This is a genomic window from Streptomyces sp. NPDC012835 (assembly GCF_042900885.1).
Taxonomy (GTDB): Bacteria; Actinomycetota; Actinomycetes; order Streptomycetales; family Streptomycetaceae; genus Streptomyces.
The window spans coordinates 96,660-116,828 of record NZ_JBIBBW010000002.1; the positions used below are offsets into that span (position 1 = coordinate 96,660).

23 protein-coding genes are annotated in these 20,169 nt (G+C 72.1%); 6 read left to right on the top strand and 17 right to left on the bottom strand.

The features are described 5' to 3' along the window. Nucleotides 1–40: 40 nt before the first annotated feature. Nucleotides 41–1,219 (bottom strand): hypothetical protein, encoded by a 1,179-nt coding sequence (locus ACFY6S_RS07945; protein ID WP_388820120.1) that lies wholly within the window; start codon nt 1,217–1,219, stop codon nt 41–43. 79 nt (nt 1,220–1,298) lie between these two features. After that, a complete protein-coding gene (locus ACFY6S_RS07950) occupies nt 1,299–2,279 on the bottom strand; it encodes a 5-dehydro-4-deoxyglucarate dehydratase (protein WP_388820123.1) in 981 nt (326 codons plus the stop codon). 271 nt (nt 2,280–2,550) lie between these two features. Here ACFY6S_RS07950 and ACFY6S_RS07955 point away from each other — a divergent pair, with 271 nt between their 5' ends. Both ACFY6S_RS07955 and ACFY6S_RS07960 read left to right on the top strand, forming a co-directional pair. Next, nucleotides 2,551–3,363, top strand: a complete 813-nt coding sequence (locus ACFY6S_RS07955) for an NAD-dependent epimerase/dehydratase family protein (protein ID WP_388820126.1) — start codon at nt 2,551–2,553, stop codon at nt 3,361–3,363. Nucleotides 3,364–3,472: 109 nt separating this feature from the next. Further along, nucleotides 3,473–4,645: a TerD family protein gene (locus ACFY6S_RS07960; RefSeq protein ID WP_388820130.1), complete on the top strand. Its 1,173-nt coding sequence runs from the start codon at nt 3,473–3,475 to the stop codon at nt 4,643–4,645. 211 nt (nt 4,646–4,856) lie between these two features. On the opposite strand, the gene ACFY6S_RS07965 is transcribed toward ACFY6S_RS07960, so the two are convergent. The 8 genes from ACFY6S_RS07965 to ACFY6S_RS08000 all read right to left on the bottom strand — a co-directional run bounded on the left by ACFY6S_RS07965 (nt 4,857) and on the right by ACFY6S_RS08000 (nt 11,432). After that, nucleotides 4,857–5,084 (bottom strand): hypothetical protein, encoded by a 228-nt coding sequence (locus ACFY6S_RS07965; RefSeq protein WP_388820133.1) that lies wholly within the window; start codon nt 5,082–5,084, stop codon nt 4,857–4,859. A gap of 263 nt (nt 5,085–5,347) precedes the next feature. Beyond that, the gene (locus ACFY6S_RS07970; RefSeq protein WP_388820136.1) at nt 5,348–6,868 is read right to left on the bottom strand and encodes a hypothetical protein; all 1,521 of its coding nucleotides are present in this window, start codon (nt 6,866–6,868) and stop codon (nt 5,348–5,350) included. Nucleotides 6,869–7,074: 206 nt separating this feature from the next. Further along, on the bottom strand, nt 7,075–7,779 hold the full coding sequence (locus ACFY6S_RS07975) for an antibiotic biosynthesis monooxygenase (RefSeq protein ID WP_388820138.1): 705 nt from the start codon (nt 7,777–7,779) through the stop codon (nt 7,075–7,077). A 114-nt stretch (nt 7,780–7,893) separates the two neighbouring features. Further along, nucleotides 7,894–8,475: an SMI1/KNR4 family protein gene (locus tag ACFY6S_RS07980; RefSeq protein ID WP_388820140.1), complete on the bottom strand. Its 582-nt coding sequence runs from the start codon at nt 8,473–8,475 to the stop codon at nt 7,894–7,896. Nucleotides 8,476–9,055: 580 nt separating this feature from the next. Further along, a complete protein-coding gene (gene dapD, locus ACFY6S_RS07985) occupies nt 9,056–10,045 on the bottom strand; it encodes a 2,3,4,5-tetrahydropyridine-2,6-dicarboxylate N-succinyltransferase (RefSeq protein WP_388820143.1) in 990 nt (329 codons plus the stop codon). A 168-nt stretch (nt 10,046–10,213) separates the two neighbouring features. Continuing rightward, nucleotides 10,214–10,489: a hypothetical protein gene (locus ACFY6S_RS07990; RefSeq protein WP_388820146.1), complete on the bottom strand. Its 276-nt coding sequence runs from the start codon at nt 10,487–10,489 to the stop codon at nt 10,214–10,216. Further along, nucleotides 10,486–11,112 carry a TetR/AcrR family transcriptional regulator gene (locus tag ACFY6S_RS07995; protein ID WP_388820149.1) on the bottom strand — a complete coding sequence of 209 codons (627 nt, stop codon included), beginning with the start codon at nt 11,110–11,112 and terminating at the stop codon, nt 10,486–10,488. The genes ACFY6S_RS07990 and ACFY6S_RS07995 overlap by 4 nt, the downstream gene beginning before the upstream one ends. Further along, nucleotides 11,112–11,432, bottom strand: a complete 321-nt coding sequence (locus tag ACFY6S_RS08000; RefSeq protein ID WP_388820152.1) for a DMT family transporter — start codon at nt 11,430–11,432, stop codon at nt 11,112–11,114. Before ACFY6S_RS08000 ends, ACFY6S_RS07995 begins: the two co-directional genes overlap by 1 nt. A gap of 105 nt (nt 11,433–11,537) precedes the next feature. Between ACFY6S_RS08000 and ACFY6S_RS08005 the strand changes: the two genes are divergently transcribed. After that, nucleotides 11,538–12,674 carry a hypothetical protein gene (locus tag ACFY6S_RS08005; protein WP_388820155.1) on the top strand — a complete coding sequence of 379 codons (1,137 nt, stop codon included), beginning with the start codon at nt 11,538–11,540 and terminating at the stop codon, nt 12,672–12,674. Nucleotides 12,675–12,809: 135 nt separating this feature from the next. After that, nucleotides 12,810–13,613 (top strand): ATP-binding cassette domain-containing protein, encoded by an 804-nt coding sequence (locus ACFY6S_RS08010; protein ID WP_388820158.1) that lies wholly within the window; start codon nt 12,810–12,812, stop codon nt 13,611–13,613. Nucleotides 13,614–13,812: 199 nt separating this feature from the next. Here ACFY6S_RS08010 and ACFY6S_RS08015 read toward each other — a convergent pair whose 3' ends face one another. Continuing rightward, nucleotides 13,813–14,061, bottom strand: coding sequence for a hypothetical protein (locus tag ACFY6S_RS08015; protein ID WP_388820161.1), 249 nt, complete (start codon nt 14,059–14,061; stop codon nt 13,813–13,815). A gap of 23 nt (nt 14,062–14,084) precedes the next feature. Between ACFY6S_RS08015 and ACFY6S_RS08020 the strand changes: the two genes are divergently transcribed. Together ACFY6S_RS08020 and ACFY6S_RS08025 are read left to right on the top strand one after the other, a co-directional pair. Beyond that, nucleotides 14,085–14,906 (top strand): hypothetical protein, encoded by an 822-nt coding sequence (locus ACFY6S_RS08020; protein ID WP_388820164.1) that lies wholly within the window; start codon nt 14,085–14,087, stop codon nt 14,904–14,906. Then, nucleotides 14,903–15,544, top strand: a complete 642-nt coding sequence (locus tag ACFY6S_RS08025) for a hypothetical protein (protein WP_388820167.1) — start codon at nt 14,903–14,905, stop codon at nt 15,542–15,544. Before ACFY6S_RS08020 ends, ACFY6S_RS08025 begins: the two co-directional genes overlap by 4 nt. A gap of 201 nt (nt 15,545–15,745) precedes the next feature. Here ACFY6S_RS08025 and ACFY6S_RS08030 read toward each other — a convergent pair whose 3' ends face one another. Genes ACFY6S_RS08030 through sufD form a run of 6 tightly spaced genes read right to left on the bottom strand, consistent with a single transcriptional unit; the run spans nt 15,746 to nt 20,095 of the window. Continuing rightward, nucleotides 15,746–16,084, bottom strand: a complete 339-nt coding sequence (locus ACFY6S_RS08030; RefSeq protein ID WP_114626004.1) for a metal-sulfur cluster assembly factor — start codon at nt 16,082–16,084, stop codon at nt 15,746–15,748. Then, a complete protein-coding gene (sufU, locus tag ACFY6S_RS08035; protein ID WP_388820171.1) occupies nt 16,081–16,557 on the bottom strand; it encodes a Fe-S cluster assembly sulfur transfer protein SufU in 477 nt (158 codons plus the stop codon). Before sufU ends, ACFY6S_RS08030 begins: the two co-directional genes overlap by 4 nt. 17 nt (nt 16,558–16,574) lie before the next feature. Further along, nucleotides 16,575–17,831, bottom strand: coding sequence for a cysteine desulfurase (locus ACFY6S_RS08040; protein ID WP_388820174.1), 1,257 nt, complete (start codon nt 17,829–17,831; stop codon nt 16,575–16,577). Then, nucleotides 17,828–18,592 (bottom strand): Fe-S cluster assembly ATPase SufC, encoded by a 765-nt coding sequence (gene sufC / locus ACFY6S_RS08045; protein WP_388820177.1) that lies wholly within the window; start codon nt 18,590–18,592, stop codon nt 17,828–17,830. The genes ACFY6S_RS08040 and sufC overlap by 4 nt, the downstream gene beginning before the upstream one ends. A gap of 7 nt (nt 18,593–18,599) precedes the next feature. Beyond that, on the bottom strand, nt 18,600–18,917 hold the full coding sequence (locus tag ACFY6S_RS08050) for a bifunctional 3-phenylpropionate/cinnamic acid dioxygenase ferredoxin subunit (protein WP_114626000.1): 318 nt from the start codon (nt 18,915–18,917) through the stop codon (nt 18,600–18,602). Beyond that, nucleotides 18,917–20,095 (bottom strand): Fe-S cluster assembly protein SufD, encoded by a 1,179-nt coding sequence (gene sufD / locus ACFY6S_RS08055; protein WP_388820181.1) that lies wholly within the window; start codon nt 20,093–20,095, stop codon nt 18,917–18,919. Before sufD ends, ACFY6S_RS08050 begins: the two co-directional genes overlap by 1 nt. Nucleotides 20,096–20,169: the final 74 nt, after the last annotated feature.

Genomic DNA, 20,169 nt, shown 5'->3' on the forward strand with positions numbered 1-20,169 from the left:
CGGAGCCCGGGCAGCCGGGCCCGCCCGCCCGGCCCCCGTCCTAACCGGCCAACTGCGCCAGCGCGTCCCGGACGGCCGCCAGGTCGGTGTCCGAGGCCAGGCCCGCGTGGTACAGCCGCAGTTCGGTCGCGCCGAGCGCCTTCGCCCGTGCCGCGTCCGTGGCGAGGACGTCGGGATCGCCGCCCATCCCCTTGACGACGCCGAGGTTGGCGGCGAGTACGGACGCCGCACGCCTGTGGTCCGCGAAGGGGCCGAGCATCGCCTCGGCCGCGCCTCCGGCGTAGGGCAGGACGACACCGTCAGCGACGCCCAGGATGTGCGCCGGGTCCACTCCGGCGTTGGCCCCGGTGCGGTACGGGGCGGGGTCGGCGTGCAGCAGCACCTGGAAGCCGGGCGGCGCCTCGGCCCGTACCGCGGCGACCGCCGACTCCTGGAGCCTGCGGGCCGCCCCGCCGCGCCAGTCGGCGGCGAGCGCGGCGAGGTCCGCTCCGATGAGCTTCTCGACAGCCGTCCATCCGGCCTCGGCTGAGCCGGTGGCCCAGCCGGGCGCCAGCGCACGCCGTACCGCGTCGGCCAGTCGGTCCGGGTCCCCGCCGAGCCCGGCGTATCCCTCCCGGCAGACGGAACAGAAGCAGAGCGACATCAGGTAACGCGCCGCGTCACCGAGCGCGACGCCGCCGGTCTTGTCGTGGGCGTGCAGGTGCGCGAACCCGTACCAGCCGCAGGATTCCAGCTCCACTCCCCGCGCTCCGGGGCGTACCGCCGCCTCGGCCGCCAGCTCCACGAGGTACGCGGCGACGGCGGGCCGGGCGACGCAGGGGGCCCAGGGGTAGCGGTCGCCGTACGCGTTGACCACGGAGGTGTCCGGGTGCTCGGCTCCGAGGCGGGAGCTGTGCGCGAGGACGACCCAGCTGTGCACGTCGAGACCGGCGGCGGCCAGCGCCTCGGCCGCCTCGCCGTACGCGTCGCCCGGTGCCCAGTCGCCCGCCGGGTGGGGGCGCATGGGGTGGTGCGCCCAGCGCGCGGGGTCCGGCGGGTAGAGGACGGCGGCGTACTCGGCGGTGACGACGCGGTGGCGCGGATGGCGCGGGGTCAGCGCGCGGGTGGAGTGGTAGGCGGCGGCGAGGGTGACCTGCCGCACGCCGAGGTCAGCGACCCGGGCGGCGGCGCCGGGGTCCCCCACCACGTCCCAGGGGTAGAGAAACACCGAGGTCTTCACGCGCCGGTCTCCTTGCCGTTCGGGGGTACATGCGGATCTCCGCCGCTCGGGGGTACATGCGGATCTCCGCCGTCCGGGGTCATGTGCCGGCGCTCGCGGGGTCCCGTCCGTCGCCGGCGGGCGGCGACGCGAGCAGGGCGCGGCCCCGTTCGACGATCCCGGCGAGCTCCTCGATGTGCGCCGGGTCCGGCTCGCTCAGCGGCGGCCGCACCTCGCCCACGTCGAGCCCGCCCATTCTGACGCCCGCCTTGACGAGCGAGACGGCGTATCCCTTGCCCTTGGACCGCAGTTCGACCAGCGGGCGGTAGAAGCCGTCCAGCAGCCGGTTGACGGTCGTGTCGTCGCCGGTGGTCAGGGCCCGGTGGAAGGCGAGGGCGATCTCGGGGACGAAGCAGAAGACGGCCGAGGAGTAGAGGGTGATCCCGAGCCCCCGGTAGGCGAGAGCGGTGAGTTCGGCCGTGGGCAGGCCGTTGAAGAAGAGGAAGTCCCGGCCGGGCCGCTCGGTGCGTACGGCGCTGACGATGCGCTGCGTCAGTTCCAGGTCGCCGTGGCCGTCCTTGAGACCGGCGATGGACTCGACGCCGGCGAGCGCGACGACGGTCTCCGGGGTGAGGACGGCGTTGTCGCGCTGGTAGACGATGGTCTCCAGCGAGGTGGCGGTGGCCAGCGTGGTGTAGTGGCGCAGCAGCCCCCGCTGGTCGGCGACGACGAGGTACGGCGGCATGGCGAGCAGCCCGTCGGCGCCGGCCTCCTCGGCGGCCCGTGCGTAGCGGACCGCGAGCGCCGTGCCGTAGCCCGCGCCCGCGACGACGGGGACCCGGCCCGCGGTCTCCTCGACGGCGGCGGCGACGCAGTCGCGGAACTCCTCGGGGGTCAGGGCGTGGAACTCGCCGGTGCCGCAGCACGCGAAGACAGCGGCGGCTCCCGCCTCGACCCCGCGTCGTACGTGCGCGCGGAAGGCGGCCGTGTCCAGGCCGCCGTCCCGTCCGTAGGCGGTGACGGGGAAGAACAGCGGCCCGGCCACCCGGGTGAGCCGGGCGGCGAGCGGGGCTGAGGTCACGGGCGCTCCCTGGCCGTGCGGCGAGCGGCTGACCACTCGTGCACGATGGTGATCGATGTCCATATCCCTGAACATCGCACGCTAAGGCAGCGTCTCGGGGCCGGTCAAGACGCGAAACCGCGACTCCCGGACCGATTCTCCCCTGTCACGGGGTACTTGACGAGGGTTCGCCTCTCTCCTTACCTTGTCCACGCATGTGAATGACAGCTGCGCATATGAGCCGCGTTCGGGCGGATACGGGCGCGGATCCGAGCCGCCGAGGAGACACCCCATGCCCGCACCCCGCACCGTCCTGCTGACCGGCGCCGCCGGGGGCCTCGGCACCCTGATGCGGGGGCTGTTGCCCGCGTACGGCTACGAGCTGCGACTCCTCGACGCCGTCCCCGTCGAGGGCGAGCCGGACGCCGTCACCGCCGATCTCGCGGACCGCGACGCGCTGCGCGAGGCCGTACGGGGGGTCGACGGGATCATCCACCTGGCGGGCATCTCGCTGGAAGCCTCCTTCGACAAGATCCTGCGTGCCAACATCGAGGGCACGTACAACCTCTACGAGGCGGCCCGCGCCGAAGGGGTGCGCCGGACGGTCTTCGCGTCCAGCAACCACGCCGTCGGCTTCACCCCCCGCCCGGAGGGCGGCGATCCGCTCATCCCGGTCGGGACCCCGCACCGTCCCGACACGTTCTACGGGCTCTCGAAGTGCTTCGGCGAGGACCTGTCCCAGTTCTACTGGGACAAGTACGGCCAGGAGACCGTCTCCGTGCGCATCGGCTCCTGCTTCCTGGAGCCCACCTCGGTCCGCATGCTCTCGATCTGGCTGAGCCCCGGGGATTGCGCCCGCCTCTTCCACGCCGCGCTCACCGCGCCGGACGTGGGCCACAGCATCGTGTACGGCTCCTCGGCCAACACCCGGCTCTGGTGGGACCTGACGAGTGCGCGGGCGCTGGGGTACGAACCCCGGGACGACTCCGAGCAGTACGCGGAGAAACTCCTCGCGGCCCAGGGCGAACTGGACCCGTCCCGCCACCCGGACCACGCGTACCTGGGCGGCTCGTTCGTCACCGACCCGCCGCGATGGCCGCACTGACCGGGGGAAGGACCGGGGAAAACCCGGGGAAGGACCGGGGAAAAGCCGGGAGGGGGAAGACGCGGCCGGGTAAGGGAACGGCAAAGCCGGGCTGTTCGTTACACGCGGCATGACAGCAATGACCCCAGGCTCGAACATCCCCCTCCCCACCGCCCATGTGGCGGTGGACGTCGCCGCACCCGTGCGGCTCGACGTGTCGGGCCTGCTGCTCACCGGTGACGGCAAGGTGCGCTCGGACGACGACTTCATCTTCTACAACCAGCCGGCGGGCCCCGGCGTGAGCTACCGCTCGGGAGGCGGCGGCGCGCCCGACGCGATCGTCATCGACACGGCGGCCCTCCCGGCCGGCATCGAGAAGATCGTCGTCACGGCGAGCCCGGACGAGGCGGGCCAGAGCTTCCAGGGCGTCGAGCCCACCGCCACCATCCGTGACGCCGCCACCGGCGCCGCGCTGGCCACCTTCACCCCGCCCCGCCTCGGCACCGAGACCGCCCTGGTGATCGTGGAGGTCTATCTGCGCAACGGCGCCTGGAAGGCCCGGGCGGTCGGCCAGGGATACGCGAACGGACTGGCGGGCATCGCCACCGACTTCGGCGTCTCGGTCGAGGAGCCCGCCCCCGCCCCGGCGGCCGTCCCGCAGGCCCCGGCGCCCTCACTCGCCCCGCCGGTCGCCCCGCCCGCGCCGGCGGCCGCGCCCGGCAGTGGCAAGATCAATCTGGACAAGGGCCGCGTCAGCCTCCGGAAGAACGAGACGGTGTCGCTGGTCAAGGCGGGCCGCCCGCTGCTCAGCCAGGTCAAGATGGGCCTCGGCTGGGAGCCCGCGTTCCGCGGCGGCGACATCGACCTCGACGCCTCCGTCATCGCCTACGGCCCCGGGCGCGACCACGTGGACAGCTGCTACTTCGGCAAGCTGTCCATCCTCAACGGAGCGATCAAGCACTCGGGTGACAATCTCACCGGCGAGGGCGCGGGCGACGACGAGGTGATCGTGGTCGACCTCGGCCGGATCCCCCCGGAGGCGACCGGGCTGGTCTTCACGGTCAATTCCTTCTCGGGCCAGAAGTTCACCGAGGTCGCCAAGGCGTACTGCCGGCTGGTCGACGCGGCCACCGACGAGGAGCTGGTGCGCTTCGATCTGACCGGCACCGAGCCGCAGACCGGCGTCATGATGGCGAAGCTGATCCGTCAGTTCTCCGGCGAGTGGGAGATGACGGCCATGGGCGAGTTCGTCAAGTCCCGGACGGTACGGGGGATGGTGAAGCCCGCGGCGAAGAGCCTGTGACGCGGCGCAGTCCGCGAAGGAGTACGAGGCGTCCGTGACGGGGAGCGAGCCCGTGACGCGGCAGAGGCCGTGACGGAGGCGATCGCCCGACCGGGCGACGGGGCCGCACACGGCGCGATGCCCCTGGGCCGCCACGGGTCCTGACGGTCCGCGGTGTGAATCCCAGGGGCTCGGCCTACCGGGGCAGCACGCCCTGGCTCCGGGGCGGGCTTCAGAGCTTGGTCAGTTTGGAGAAGGGGCTCAGGATCCTCCCCTGGCGCCCCGCGAAATCGATGAGCACGGCGTGTTCGCCCTCGACTCCGACGACTCTCCCCAACCCGAACTGATCATGGGAGACACGGTCTCCCACATCGAACTGCTCGGGCGGGGGTGAGGCCGGGGCCTGGCGGTTGAAGGGACTGGACGGCAGGTGGCGCCGGGATCCGGCTGACTTTGTCATTACTTTGAGTATGCGCCCAATGAGGGCTGCCGCGCCATGCCCGATCAACCAAGAGCCGCCCCGTCACCCCTTCCACGGGGGCCTACGAGTGAATTCTTTACCCTCGCCCCGGCCGCCCCACCGGCCCCCCGGGCTCCGGCCCGGCCCCCGGAAGCCCGTCCCTCCGCGGCTCCCGGCGGCCGGCCGGCCGCCCCCTCTCCGTGCCCCGCGCGACCTCGGCGCCCGCGCGCGACCGCGCCTTCGTTCCCCTGCGCGACCTCGCCTCAGCGTCCCGCGCGCGACCTCGCCTTGAACGCCGCCTTCCGGGCGTCCTTGGACGCCGTACGGTCCCGGTGGAGCCGCCCCATCGCCTCCAGCACCTCGGCCGTGGCCGGGTGGTCCACGCGCCAGGCCGCCTCGAAGAAACCGCTGTGCTGCCCGACCAGGCCCTCCACCAGGTCCTGGAGTTCGTCCGGTTCGCCCTCCGCGTCCAGCTGCGCCGCGATGGTGTCGATGGCCAGCCAGAAGATCATCGACTCGGGCGGCGGCGGCACGTCCGCCGCGCCCAGCTCGGCCAGCCAGACCCGGGCCAGACCGCCCAGCTCCGCGTCGTCCAGCACCTCCCGTACCGCCGGCTCGGCCTCCGCGCCCACGAGCGAGAGCGCCTGCTGGCAGTGGAGGCGGCGCAGCGGCGCGCCGGGGTCGGTGCCGCGGGCGGCGGCCAGCAGGTCCCGCGCGGCGTCGGCGGGAGCGCGGCGGGCCAGCCACTGTTCGGTCTCGGCGCGGGCCGACAGCTCGGGGAAGCCCGCGACGCCGTCGAGGAGCGCGTGCGCGTCCTTGTCCGCGAGATCGCCGACGGCGGGCGCGTCGACGCCCGCCTCCAGCATCCGGGCCCTGATCCCGTAGAGGCCCAGCGGTGTCAGCCGGACCATCCCGTACCGCGAGATGTCCTCCTCGTCGGCGGAGAGGGAGCGGTCGCCGCCCTCCGGGCCGCCCGCGGCCGGCTCCTCCCCGTCCTCGGTCATCAGCGCCTCGTCGACGGGTACGTACGAGACGAGCCCGATCGGTTCCAGCAGCCTGAACTGGTCGTCCAGCCGCATCATCGCCTCGGAGACCTGCTCCAGGACGTCGTCGGTGGGCTCCCCCATGTCATCGGGAACGATCATCGAAGCGGCGAGAACGGGCAGCGGTACGGGCCCCTCGGCCACCCCGCCGCTCTCGGCGACGGTCAGCAGGTAGAGGTTGCCGAGCACGCCTTCCAGGAACTCCGCCTCCTCCTCCGGGTCCCAGTCGAGCGACTCGAAGTCGATCTCGCCGTCCTCACCGATGACGGCGGCCAGATCGTCCAGGACCGGCGCCGTCGCGTCGGCGAAGACGACGTCCAGGGCGTCCAGCCAGAGGGAGAGGATGTCCCGGGGGCCGCCCGAGGTGACCAGCGCCAGCTGCTCTCCCTCGGCGACGCGTCCGGTGCCGTCCTCCTCGTCGGAGCGGCCGTGGGCCTCCTCGTCCGGGTCCTCGACCGCGACCAGCCCGGTGTCGACCGCGACCCGCCACGCCTCGCTCGCGTACGCCTCGCCGTCGCCCTCCGACAGCCCGTCCGCCGTGTCGCCGAGTCCGAGGACCTCCGCCGCGGCGGGCAGCTGTTCGTCGACGAGTTCGCCCCCGGCTCCGACCCGGGTGCCGGGACCGGCCCAGCGGGCGAGGCGGACCGCCCTGGCGAGCAGCGGAGCGGCCAGCGCGTCCCGCGCCAGTTCGGCCTCCGAGGTCAGTCGCACCGGCGGCAGGGTGGGGCGGTCTCCGGGCATCTGGAGGGTCTCCTTGTGACGTACGAAGGGCAAGGCGGCCCCCAGCGTAGACGTTTTTGGCCCCTCCCTTCCGGTTCATGTCCTTGACAAGAGCCTCATACCGGTATTCCTCGGCCGGTTGGCCGGAATGCGGTCCCGCACCCGGCGACCGGGCCCCCTGTCCGCCGCCTCCCGCCCGCGCGCGAGCCCGCGCGTGCGCCCGCGCCTCAGCCTTCGCCGAGGCAGAACGCGGGGGTGTACCGCTTCACCGAGCTCCCCTTCAGACCCGGGTGGTTCCGCACCCGCGCCCACTGCTCCGTCGGCCCGCCGACTCCCTCCCCCGGTGCGCAGAGCGCGGCGACATGCGCCTCCGCGCTCTCCCACTCAGCGTAGTTGAGTACGCGCGTCCCGTCCGTGCTGAGATGGAAGTGCGCGGAGATCCCACCGGGGGGCAGGCCCGAATCGGTGGCCAGTGCCTCCAGGACGGCGTCGACCCACCGCGTCCGGTTGGCGGGGTCGGAGTCGTCGAACTCCACCTCCACGATCACGATGCAGCCGGGCACCCGGGTGTCGCCCGGCGTCCTCGGCGCGCTCCGGTACGGCTCGTACCGGCCCAGTCCGAGACGCTCGATGTCCGGCACCGCCGCGTCGATCTCCGCCACGCGCTCGTCGCGCGACGCGCGGGCGAACCTCCGGTGCACCTCCGCGTCGCTCCACTGCGTGTAGTTGAGCAGGGTCTCGCCGTCCTCCCCGACGGCCACGCTGTACGAGAGCAGCCCGGCGTCCGGCCACGCGTGGGCGCGCCAGACCCGGGAGACGGCCTCGACGGCGGCCCGCTGGCGCGCGGGCGTCATCAGGCGCCAGGTGCTGACCATGACCGCCCCGACGCCGGATCTGGCGGGATCGGGGACGGTGGTGAGCTGAACGGACATGATGGCGTACCTCCTGAGGTGCGCGCACCCCCGTGGTGCGCCGACCCTCACCATGCTCAAAGATGAAGCACGGTTGAGGTCAACCGCTCCGGGCACACCCGGCGGAGCCGCCCCTCAGACCACCACGTCGAACCAGGGCCTGCGCGTGGTCGCCCAGTGCGCCACCCAGCCCGCGAAACCCTCCCCCTCCGTGCGGTGCCCGAACGTGGCACCGAAGGGCGCCGCGCCCACATCGCTGATGTTCCAGATACGCCCCCGGTGCGCGCCGGTGACGACCAGGTGCCAGTACATGCCGCTGCCGTCGGTGCCCAGCACCACGCTCCCGTGGTTGGACACCTCGTCGATGAGCGGCTCTATCTCCTCGTACGGCCGGGGGTCGTCTTCCCACACCCATGCCTCGGTGAGCGGAAAAGGCTTCGCCAGCACGCGCTGCGTCTGGTCGCACCCCCAGTCGGCGGGCAGCGCCGCCACGGGTATCAGTCCGTCGACATCGGCCGGCCCCTCCGGGCAGCCGTCGCATATCTCCGCGACCAGCGTGCGGTAGGGCTCGGGCAGCACGATGCCGTGCTCGTGCTCGAAGTCGCGCACGCCCTCCCAGCCCAGCGGTGGCAGACAGTGCTCCGGCGGGAAGGCCGCGCGCAGCGCGTCGAGTTCACTCCGGAACACATCGCCGTGGTCGGCGTATTCGCTGTTCATGCTTCTCCATGCCCCCATGTCCTCTATTGGACCAGCACCCACTGACAGTCCCGCCCCGGCTTCCCCGCCTACCCCGAAGTTCCCGCGGCACACGGGCGGTTCCGTGCTCTGTCGTCCGCCGGGCCCGATCGCTCGCCGGCGGCGAATCGCCACGCGGCCCCCGGCCGCACGGTCACCACCGAGCCGTACGATACGACCGCTCGCCACCCGCGCGTAGGCGCGCCGACGCCGATCTCGCCCGCCGTGCCGTAGGAACATCTTCCCGCATACCGAACAGGCGCCCGATCTTCATCGTGTCGAACCGCCCGAAGCGGCCACCGAAACCTGTCCGGAAACCGACGGCGGCCGACAGGCCGGCGGGGACGCCACCGGCCCACGAACGACCGCGGCCCGCCGACCGGGTGACGGTCGACGGGCTGCTGGGGACGGGCGGGCTGCTGGGGACGGGCGGGCCGCCGAGGACGGGCGGCGGACCCGCGGCGGTGAGCGCGGCGACGCGGACGGAACCCGGCCCCGGCCCTGCGCCTGGACCCGGACGTGGACCCGGACGTGGACAGCGCCACCGCCCGCCCGCGCGTGATCAGTTGTGGCTGTGCAGCATGTCGTTGAGGCCGCCCCAGACCGCGTTGTTCGGGCGCGCCTCGACGGCGCCGGAGACCGAGTTGCGGCGGAAGAGGATGTTGCTCGCACCGGACATCTCGCGCGCCTTGACGATCTGGCCGTCCGGCAGCGTGACCCGCGTCCCCGCCGTGACGTACAGCCCCGCCTCGACCACGCACTCGTCGCCCAGCGCGATCCCCACCCCGGCCTCGGCGCCGATCAGGCAGCGCTCGCCGATGACGATGCGCTGTGTGCCGCCGCCCGAGAGGGTGCCCATGGTGGAAGCGCCGCCGCCGATGTCGGAGCCGTCACCGACGACGACGCCGGCGGAGATGCGGCCCTCGACCATGGAGGTGCCGAGCGTGCCCGCGTTGAAGTTGACGAAGCCCTCGTGCATCACGGTCGTGCCCTCGGCGAGGTGCGCGCCGAGCCGCACGCGGTCGGCGTCGGCGATACGGACGCCCTTGGGCGCCACGTAGTCCGTCATCCGGGGGAACTTGTCGACCGACGTCACCTGAAGGTGCAGCCCCTCGGCGCGGGCGTTGAGCCGTACGGTCTCCAGCCCGTCCACCGGGACCGGCCCGAGCGAGGTCCAGGCGACGTTGGCGAGCAGGCCGAAGAGACCGTCGAGGCTCTGGCCGTGCGGCTTGACCAGGCGGTGGCTGAGCAGGTGGAGGCGCAGGTACGCGTCGTGCGCGTCCAGCGGCTTGTCGTCGAGGGAGGTGATGACCGTACGGACGGCGACGACCTCCACCCCACGTCGCGCGTCGGCGCCGACGGCTTTGGCCGCGCCCTCGCCCAGCAGCTCCACGGCCCGCTCGGTGGTCAGCCGCTCGGTCCCGGCCGGGCCGGGCTCGGCGGAGAGCGCGGGCGACGGGTACCAGGTGTCGAGGACGGTGCCGTCCTCGGTCAGGGTGGCGAGGCCGGCGGCGACGGCGCCGGTGGTGCGGGGAGAAGTCTTCTCGGTCATGCTCAGAACCTAACGTTCCCGGCGCCGCGCGGGCCAACCGGTCTCAGGTGCCGGGCGGGTACCGAACGGTCAGGCGCCGCGCGGTCCGCACCCCGCGCGGGCCCGGCGGCGCCCCGCCTCGTACGGCCCGACGGCGCGCGGCACACGGGCCCGGCGCGCGGCCGGTTGTCAGCTCAGCCGGTTGTCGTCGGACCCGCCGACCACATGATCGACGTCGTCCTCCGCGCGCGGCAGCGGACCGTGCCCCTCCGAATGGTGGTTCACCCAGCCGCAGACCCCGCAGCTGTAGCGCCCGTCGAGACCGGCGATCAGCGTGCCGCACTGCCTGCACTCGCCGTACGTGATCTCGGGCCCGGGGGGCGGTACGGAGCCGGTGCGCGCGGCGGGCCCGGTCGGGGGTACGGGCCCGGCGGGCGGGACGGACGGGGGCGGCGGGACGCTCATCCCGTCAATCTACCGCCGGAGGCGGACGCGTCATCCGCCTCCACCCGCGCCCCCGCCCCCACACCGCTCCCCGCACCCGCACCGGCCCCCGACGCCACCCGCGCCAGCATCTCGCGGGCGTACGCCTCGTCGTACACCGAGCCCGTCAGCAGCACCTGGAGACAGATACCGTCCAGCAGCGCCACCAGCGCCCGCGCGGTGACCGGGTCGGTATGGGGGCCGAGCGCCTCGGTGACCCCGGAACACCACTCGGCCGCCACCGGGCGCAGCGCGGGCCTACGCAGGGCGGCGAGATACAGCTCGTACTCCAGCTCCACACCGGTACGGTCGCCGGCCAGCCACTCCCCGGTGAGCCGCGCCAGCTCCCCGGGCACGTCGCACCGGGGGTCGGCGAAGACGCCGCTCTCCCGTACGGCCGCCGCGAAGCCCTCGTTGGCCTGCCGCAACGCGGCGATCAGCAGCTCGTCCAGCGAGGCGAAGTGGTAGGTGGTCGAACCGAGCGGCACATCGGCCTCGCTGGCGACGGTGCGGTGGCTCAGCCCGGCGATACCGCGGCGCCCGACCACCCGGATCGCCGCGTCGATGATGCGCTGGCGCCGCTCGGGGTCGTAACGACGGGTCATCAGTGGGCTCCTCCGAGGTTGAGGACGACGACGCCCACGATCACCAGGGCGAGGCCCGTCAGTTTGACCGGATTCGCCGACTCGTTCATGAAGATCATGCCGATGGCGGCGATGAGCGCCGTACCGGAACCGGCCCAGATCGCGTACGCGGTGCCCACGGAAAGCGACTTCAGGGTCTGGGCGAGCAGGCCGAACGCCAGCAGATAGCCCGCCACCGTCAGCAGCGACGGCCACAGCCTGGTGAAGCCCTCGCTGTACTTCATGGCCGTCGTGCCGGCCACCTCCGCCGCTATGGCCGCGGCCAGCAGTCCGTATCCCATGTGTACGAGTGTACGCATCGCTGCGTACGGCCGTACACAAACTCATCGAATCGGCGCCGTATACGGTGTGTTGTTCAGATAAAGAGACAACTCGGGGGAAGCGCGATGACGCAGGACGGCGCAGGTCAGGGCGGCACGGGACAGGGAGAAGCAGGACGGGGTGGAGGCGAGCCGTTCGGCAACGGCCCCCACAGCGGCGGCGGTTGGGGCGGCTGGGCACCGCCGCCACCGCCCAGGCCCGGCGTGATCCCGCTGGGCCCGCTGCGCACGAGCGACATACTCGGCGGCGCCTTCTCCACCTTCGGCCGGTACTGGAAGCAGTTGCTCGGAACGGCGCTGGTGGCCTACGGGCCCGCCGTGCTGGCGATGGCGACGGCGTTGGTGGGCATGTTCTTCACCCTCGGCGGCGATCTTGTGCACGTCTTCGGCGAGCCCTCGCACCCCGAGGACCTCTGGTCACGCGTGGGCCCGGCGATGATCTGGTTCTTCGGTGTCTGGGTCATCGGGGTCGCGCTGATGGCGGCCGCCACCGCGCTGATCCACGCCGCGTGCCCGGCGATCGTCCAGGAAGCCGTCCTGGGGCGGCCGACGACCTTCGGTACGGTCCTGCGCAGGGCGTGGGCCCGGTTCTTCCCGACACTCGGCACCCTCGCACTGACCACGCTCATCGCCCTCGCGCCGCTCGTGCTGGTCGGCCTGGTCTACGGCGGCGTGCTGCTCGCCTTCGTCACGACCGACGCCGGTTCCCGCCAACTGGTCTGGCTGATCCCGCTCGGCCTTCTGGCTCTCCTCACCGCCCTCTCCCTGGCCGTCTGGCTCTGGGTCCGCCTCAGCCTGGCCCCCGCGGCGGTCGTCATCGAATCCCGGTCCCCGATCGCGGCCCTGCGCCGCTCGAAGGAGCTGGTGCGCGGGGCGTGGTGGCGGATCTTCGGGGTCTCGATGCTGGCCGGAATCCTCGCCGGGATGGTGGGGGGAATCCTTCAGCAGGTGGTCAGCGTGCTGGGCATGGTCTCGGGCGGGCTGGACCTCTCCGGCGACGGCAGCACCCCGGACCCCGCTCAATTCCTCCCGTTCTTCGGCGGCTTCATGGCGCTCGGCCTGGTGGCCGCGCTGATCAGCCAGATCCTGACGACGGTCTTCCCGCAACTCGTCCTGAACCTGCTCTACGTGGACCAACGCATCCGCAACGAGAACCTGGGCCCGGTCCTGGCGTCAGCGGCGAACGAGACGCCGGCGCCGTAGTTTCGGCCAATTGATCGCCACATCGGGCGATATGCGCGTCGGCGCAAGGGGCGCGGGGGACAATGGCGGGCACGGGGAAAAGCGCCGAGAGCCTGTTCGGCCACCACGACACCTCCCCACGCGACATCCGTTCCTGTGGCTGACACACACCACCGGCCGGCGGAGGACGAGAGCAAGGGAATGGCCATGCGGGTGGTCGAGGCCCACGCACTGGAACAGCGCCGTGGAAAGCGGAAGATCCTGCACGGCCTCTCCTTCGGTATCGGAGAGGGAACGACCGGCTTGCTGGGGCCCAACGGCGCGGGCAAGACCACCTTGCTGGAAACCCTCTGCACACTGCTGCGGCCGACCGCCGGGTCGCTGACGGTCCTCGGGCTGTCGGCGGCCCGGCGAGCCGACCGCGCCCGACTGCGGGCCTCCATTGGATTCCTGCCGCAGAATTTCGGCTACCAGCCGTCGTTCAGCGTGCGCGACCACATCGAATACGCGGCGTGGAGCAAAGGGCTCGGCGCGCGGGAAGTCCGCGCGGCGGCCCGCGCGGCCATCGCGTCGGTCGGCCTGGAGAAGGAGACCGGCAAGCCGCTCAAGGCGCTCTCCGGCGGAATGCTCAGGCGGGCGGGCATCGCCGCGTCCCTCGTGCACCACCCCCGGCTGCTGATCCTGGACGAGCCGACCGTGGGCCTCGACCCGGGCCAGCGCACCGGCTTCCGTGAACTGCTGCGCACGGTGGGCGAGTCCTGCGTGGTGGTACTGAGCACCCATCTGACCGAGGACATCGCGGCCGTGTGCGACCGCGTCATCGTGCTGGACGGGGGCCGGATCGCGCACGAGGGCACGACGGCGTCGCTGGCACGGCTCGCGGGCGGGCGGATCGCCGGGCCGGGGACGGCGCCCGAGCTGGAGCGCGGTTACCACACCGTGGTGGGCCCCCGTGATTGAGGCGACGAACGAGCCTCCGGCGGCGCGGAGTCCACACCCCGCGCCGCCGGACGACACACGCCCCCCGACGGGCAGCCGAGGCTTCTGGACCATCGCTCTGCGGATCGAACTGATCCGCTCCCCCGCCGTGTGGCTGGTGCCGGTCCTGCTGGGCGTCGGCGTCGGCGTCACCTGGCATGCGCTGCCCCCCGGGCATCGCCTACTGGCCGAGCACCCTTACCGCGGCGAACGCCTCCGTCGCGCTGACCGGCCCGGTGCTCGGCGCCTTCGCCGCCTTCACCGGGGCACGTGAACAGCGCCTCGGTCTGGGCGCGGGACGCCGGCTGTCCACCCGTACCAGCTGGCTGTTCGGCGCCGCCGAGCTGCTCGCGCTGGCCCTGTGGAGCCTCACGGTCCAGGCCGGAGTGGTCCTGACCGTGGTGATCCGCACCGCCTTGTCCTCCCCCACCGGCGACTTCAGCCCCCTCCCTGGTGGTCGCGGCGGGAGCGGCGGGCCTGCTGTGCCACCTGGTCCTCGGCTATCTCGCGGGGCGTCTGCTGCCGTACCGACTGCTTCCCCCGCTGGTGGCGGTCGCGCTGTACGCGATCGACATGCTGGGGTCGGGCCGTTACGGCAGACCGGACCACCTCCTCTTTCCCGTCCTCATCGACGAGCCCGGTGTCTTCGACACCTGGCAGCCCGGCCTGTACGAGCGCCAGTCGCTCTGGCTGCTCGGCGTGGCCGCGCTCCTCGCGCTCACCGCCCTCGCCCTGGCCGGCCCGACCCTGACGCTGTACGTCGCGGGCGCGGCGGCGCTGGCGGTCACGGTCACCGGAGCCGTGGCGACCACGTCCTTGGGAGGCCGGTACTTCGCCCGCTCCAGCCCGGCCTTCACCTACTCCTGCCAGACCCGGGACATCACCGTCTGTGTCCACCCGGCCTTCGCCGGGGCGCTGCCCGACCTCACCCGCACGTTCGCCCCGGTGGCCCGGCTGCTGGCCGGTACCCTGGCGTCCTTCGACCGCCTGGAGCAGCGCCCGAGAGGCGTCGGCGGCGCTCCCTCCCCCGGCGCCCGCGCGATCCACCTGGACGATCTCGCCCCGGGCCGCACGGCCGCCACCCGCCAGGAGTTCTTCGAGGAACTCCTTGACGCCGACCGCTGCACGACGGCGGACCCGGAAGCGGTGGCGCGTACGGACGAGGCGGCAGCCCTCCTCGAACGCACCCCCGAGGCGCTGCCGGGCCGGCGGCAGGCGGACCACTTCGAGGCGTTCACCACCTGCGCCCTGCGAAAGAGCGATCTCCCCCGATGAAACACCTCGCCGAATGGCGCTTCCTCCCCCTCTTCGCCCGCGCCCGCAGCATGGGCCGCACGGCAGCCGCGGCGGGACTGCTCCTCATCGCGCTGGCCGCTGCCGGTGACCGCACCGTACGCACGGGGATCGACAGCCCGGTCACGCTCCCGCTGGCCGTGCTGGGGCCCGCCGCGATCGCGGTGGTGATCGGAGCCGGCACCCACGAGGCCATGCCCCACCTGGACCGCCTGTCCAACGGCCGGGTGGTCCGCATGCGCGCGCGATACGCCGTACTGGCCCTGTCCGTGGCATGCGCCGGTACGTGGCTGATGACCCCGGCCGCCACCGGGGCCCCGGATGTCCTGGCCCAGGGCCCGGAGGTGGCGGTACGCAACCTGACCGCGCTGACCGGCCTCACCCTGGCCTGCGCGACCGTTCTCGGCGCGGAACTGTCCTGGCCCCCGGCGGTCCTGCTCCTGGGCGCCGCGCTCTTCCTCGGCCGAACGGGCTCGGCGGCGCCGCTCTGGTCCTGGCTCACCGCGCCCCCCGGCGACCCGGCCGCCCTGACCACCGCGTGCGCGCTCACGGGCCTGGGCATCGGCCTCCACGTGCCGTACGGGGACGGCGGCCTGCACGCCGTCGCTCTCAGAACCTGACGACGGCGGCCTGCACGCCGTCGTCCTCAGAACCTGACCACGGCGGCCTGCGCGCCGTCGCTCTCAGAGCCTGGCGCGGGGCGACAGGACCGCGCGGGACCCACCGCGGCCGACAGAGCCGTCGTGCCCCGCATACGTGAGGGGCCCTGTCGACCGGTCCGGTCGACAGGGCCCCTCACGTACGTGCCCACAGAGCACCGCTCAGACGTTGAAGCCCAGCGCGCGCAGCTGCTCGCGGCCGTCGTCGGTGATCTTGTCCGGGCCCCACGGGGGCATCCAGACCCAGTTGATCTTCAGCTCGTTGACGATGCCGTCCGTCGCCGACTTCGCCTGGTCCTCGATCACATCGGTCAGCGGACAGGCCGCCGACGTCAGGGTCATGTCCAGGGTGGCGATGTTCGCGTCGTCGATGTGGATGCCGTAGATCAGCCCGAGGTTGACGACATCGATCCCCAGCTCGGGGTCGACCACGTCGTACAGCGCCTCGCGGACCTCCTCCTCGGAGGCCGGCTTCATCGTCACGGTGTCGTTCTCGCTCATGCCGTCTCCTTCAGAGGGTCGTCGCCCGAGTCGTCTCCCAGGGCCTGGGCCGTGGCGTCCTTCCAGGCCATCCAGGACAGCAGGGCGCACTTGACCCGGGCCGGGTACTTCGAGACGCCGGCGAACGCGACCGCGTCCTCCAGCACCTCCTCCATCGCGTCGTCCGGCTCCAGCTGGCCCTTGGACTGCATCAGCTCCAGGAAGGCGCCCTGGATCCTCCGCGCCTCGGCCAGCTCCTTGCCGACCAGCAGATCGTTGAGCACGGACGCGCTGGCCTGGCTGATGGAGCAGCCCTGGCCCTCGTACGAGACGTCCGCGATCCGCGAGCCCTCGTACCGCACCCGCAGGGTGATCTCGTCACCGCAGGTCGGGTTCACATGGTGCACCTCGGCGTCGCCGTCCCGCAGACCGCGCCCGTGCGGGTGCTTGTAGTGGTCCAGGATGACGTCCTGGTACATCGAATCCAGCTTCACGGCTCAGTCCTCGACCCTCATCCGAAGAAGTTACGGACGTGCTCCAGCCCGTCGACCAGAGCGTCCACCTCGGCCGGAGTGGAGTACAGATAGAACGACGCTCGCGTGGTCGCCGGAATTCCGTACCGCAGGCAGACCGGACGGGCGCAGTGGTGGCCGACCCGGACCGCGATGCCCTGCTCGTCGAGGACCTGGCCCACGTCGTGCGGGTGGATGTCGCCGAGGGTGAAGGAGATCGCGGCGCCCCGGTCCTCCGCCGTCACCGGGCCGATGATGCGCAGGTCGGGGACTTCCCGCAGCCGCCTGACGGCGTACTCGGTGATCGCGTGCTCATGCGCGGCGATCTTGTCCATGCCGATGGCCGAGAGGTAGTCCACGGCCGCGCCGAGGCCGACGGCCTGGGCGATCGGGGGCGTACCGGCCTCGAACTTGTGCGGCGCGGGGGCGTACGTCGAGGAGTTCATCGACACGGTCTCGATCATCTCCCCGCCGCCCAGGAACGGCGGCAGGTCCTCCAGCAGCTCCTGGCGGCCCCAGAGCACGCCGATGCCGGTCGGACCGCACATCTTGTGGCCGGTGAAGGCCACGAAGTCCGCCTGGAGCGCCTGGACGTCCACCGGCATGTGCGGGGCGGCCTGCGAGGCGTCGATCAGCACCAGCGCGCCGACCTCCTGCGCCCGGCGGACGATCGCCTCGACCGGGTTGACCGTGCCCAGGATGTTGGAGACCAGCACGAAGGAGACGATCTTCGTCTTCTCGGTGATGACCTCGTTGATGTCGGACAGGTCGAGGCGGCCGTCGTCGGTGAGGCCGAACCACTTCAGCTTCGCGCCGGTGCGCTGCGAGAGCAGCTGCCACGGCACGATGTTGGAGTGGTGCTCCATCTCCGTGATGACGATCTCGGTCTCGTGGTCCACCCGGTAGGGCTCGTCGGCGAAGCCGAGCATGTTGGCCACGAGGTTGAGCGACTCGGAGGCGTTCTTGGTGAAGATCACCTCGTTGCGGCTCGGCGCGTTGATGAAGGCGGCGACCTTGTCGCGGGCGCCCTCGTACAGCGCCGTGGCCTCCTCGGCGAGCACGTGCACACCGCGGTGCACGTTGGCGTTGTGCCGCTCGTAGTACTCGTTGAGGGCGTCGAGCACCTGGCGCGGCTTCTGGGAGGTCGCGGCGTTGTCCAGGTACACGACCTTCTTCCCGTCGTGGACCGTACGGTCCAACAAGGGGAAGTCCTTGCGGATCGCCTCGGTGTCGAGAAGGCCCGGCAGCTGCGTCACGCGGTGACGCCTCCCTTCACGTACGCCTCGTAGCCCTCGTTCTCCAGCTTGTCGGCCAGCTCCGCGCCACCGGACTCGGCGATGCGGCCCTGGGCGAAGACGTGCACGAAGTCGGGCTTGATGTAGCGGAGGATCCGCGTGTAGTGCGTGATCAGCAGGGTGCCGACCTCGCCGGTCTCGCGGACGCGGTTGACGCCCTCGGAGACGACGCGCAGGGCGTCGACGTCGAGGCCGGAGTCGGTCTCGTCGAGGATGGCGACCTTGGGCTTGAGCAGTTCGAGCTGGAGGATCTCGTGGCGCTTCTTCTCGCCGCCGGAGAAGCCCTCGTTCAGGCTGCGCTCGGCGAAGGACGGGTCCATCTGGAGGCGCTCCATCGTCTCGCGCACCTCCTTCACCCAGGTGCGCAGCTTGGGGGCCTCGCCGCGCACGGCGGTGGCCGAGGTGCGCAGGAAGTTGGAGACGGAGACGCCGGGGACCTCGACGGGGTACTGCATCGCCAGGAAGAGACCGGCGCGGGCGCGCTCGTCGACGGTCATCTCCAGGACGTTCTCGCCGTCCAGGGTCACGGTGCCACCGGTGATGGTGTACTTCGGGTGCCCGGCGAGGGAGTAGGCGAGGGTCGACTTGCCGGAGCCGTTGGGGCCCATGATGGCGTGCGTCTCGCCCTGCTTCACGGTGAGGTCGACACCGCGCAGGATCTCCTTCGTGGCGTTGTCCGCCTCGACAGTGACGTGCAGGTCGTGGATTTCAAGCGTTGCCATGGGTGACTCAGGACTCCTGGGTGACGGAGACGAGCACATCGTCCCCTTGGATCTTTACGGGGTATACGGGGACGGGGCGCGTCGCGGGAAGGCCGGACGGCTTGCCGGTACGGAGGTCGAAGCTGGAACCGTGCAGCCAGCACTCGATCATGCAGTCCTCGACCTCGCCCTCCGAGAGCGACACGTTCGCGTGCGAGCAGATGTCGTTGATCGCGAACACCTCGCCCTCGGTACGGACGACGGAGACGGGCGTGCCGTCGAGTTCCACCCGCTTCGGGGTGTCCTCCTCCAGCTCGCTCAGCCCGCAGGCACGGACGAAGGTCATCAGACCGTGCCCTCCAGCTCCGCCTCGATCTTGGTCATCAGGCGCTCCTCGACGTCCGGCAGCCCGATCTGCTGGATCAGCTCGGCAAAGAAGCCGCGGACCACCAGTCGGCGGGCCTCGGTCTCCGGGATGCCGCGGGCCATCAGATAGAACAGCTGCTCGTCGTCGAAGCGACCGGTGGCCGACGCGTGACCGGCGCCGGCGATCTCGCCCGTCTCGATCTCCAGGTTCGGTACGGAGTCGACGCGGGCGCCGTCCGTGAGGACCAGGTTGCGGTTCATCTCGTACGTGTCGGTGCCCTCGGCCTGGACGCGGATGACGACGTCACCGATCCACACCGCGTGCGCGTCGGCGCCCTGGAGCGCGCCCTTGTACATGGCGTTCGACTTGCAGTGCGGCGCGTTGTGGTCGATCAGGAGGCGGTGCTCCTGGTGCTGGCCCCGGTCGGTGAAGTAGAGGCCGAACAGCTCGGCCTCGCCGCCGGGTCCGGCGTACCGCACGCGCGGGTGGAGCCGGACGACATCGCCGCCCAGGGTGACGACGATCGACTTGAAGGAGGCGTCGCGGCCGACCAGCGCGTTGTGCTGGGCGACGTGGACGGCCTTGTCGTCCCAGTCCTGGACGGAGACGACGGTCAGCTTGGCGCCGTCGCCCACGAGGTAGTCGACGTTGCCGGCGAACACCGCGTCGCCGGTGTGGTCGATGACCACGACCGCCTCGGCGAAGGCTCCGATTTCGATGATCTGCTGGCCGTAGGAGACACCGCCCTCGCCGTGGACGGTGATCCTGATCGGCTCGGTGACGACGGCCTCCTTGGGCACCGAGATGAGCGAGGCCCGCTCGAAGGAGGTGTACGCCTGGGCGGCGACCCGGTCCACGGGCTCGCCGGCCCGGCCGACCCGCGCGTCGTCGCGGCCCACGGTCTCGACGGTGACGCCCTCGGGGGCGCTCACCTCGACGCTGACACCGTCGGTCGCGACGGCCGTGCCGTCGTGCAGCCCGCGCAGGCGCTCCAGCGGCGTGAACCGCCACTCCTCCTCGCGGCCGTGCGGGACGGGGAAGTCCGCGACGTCGAAGGACGGGGGCGCGCTCATGCGCGTGGCGACGGTCGACTCGGCGGCCACCGCGATCGAACCGGCGGTGGTGGAACCCACCGGAATGTTCTGAGCCTCAGCCATGGCTGTCGTCGTGCTCTCTCTCTGCCTCTGCGTAGGGAATGCGGGCGCGGTCGCCGCCGGGATTCACCCGGCGG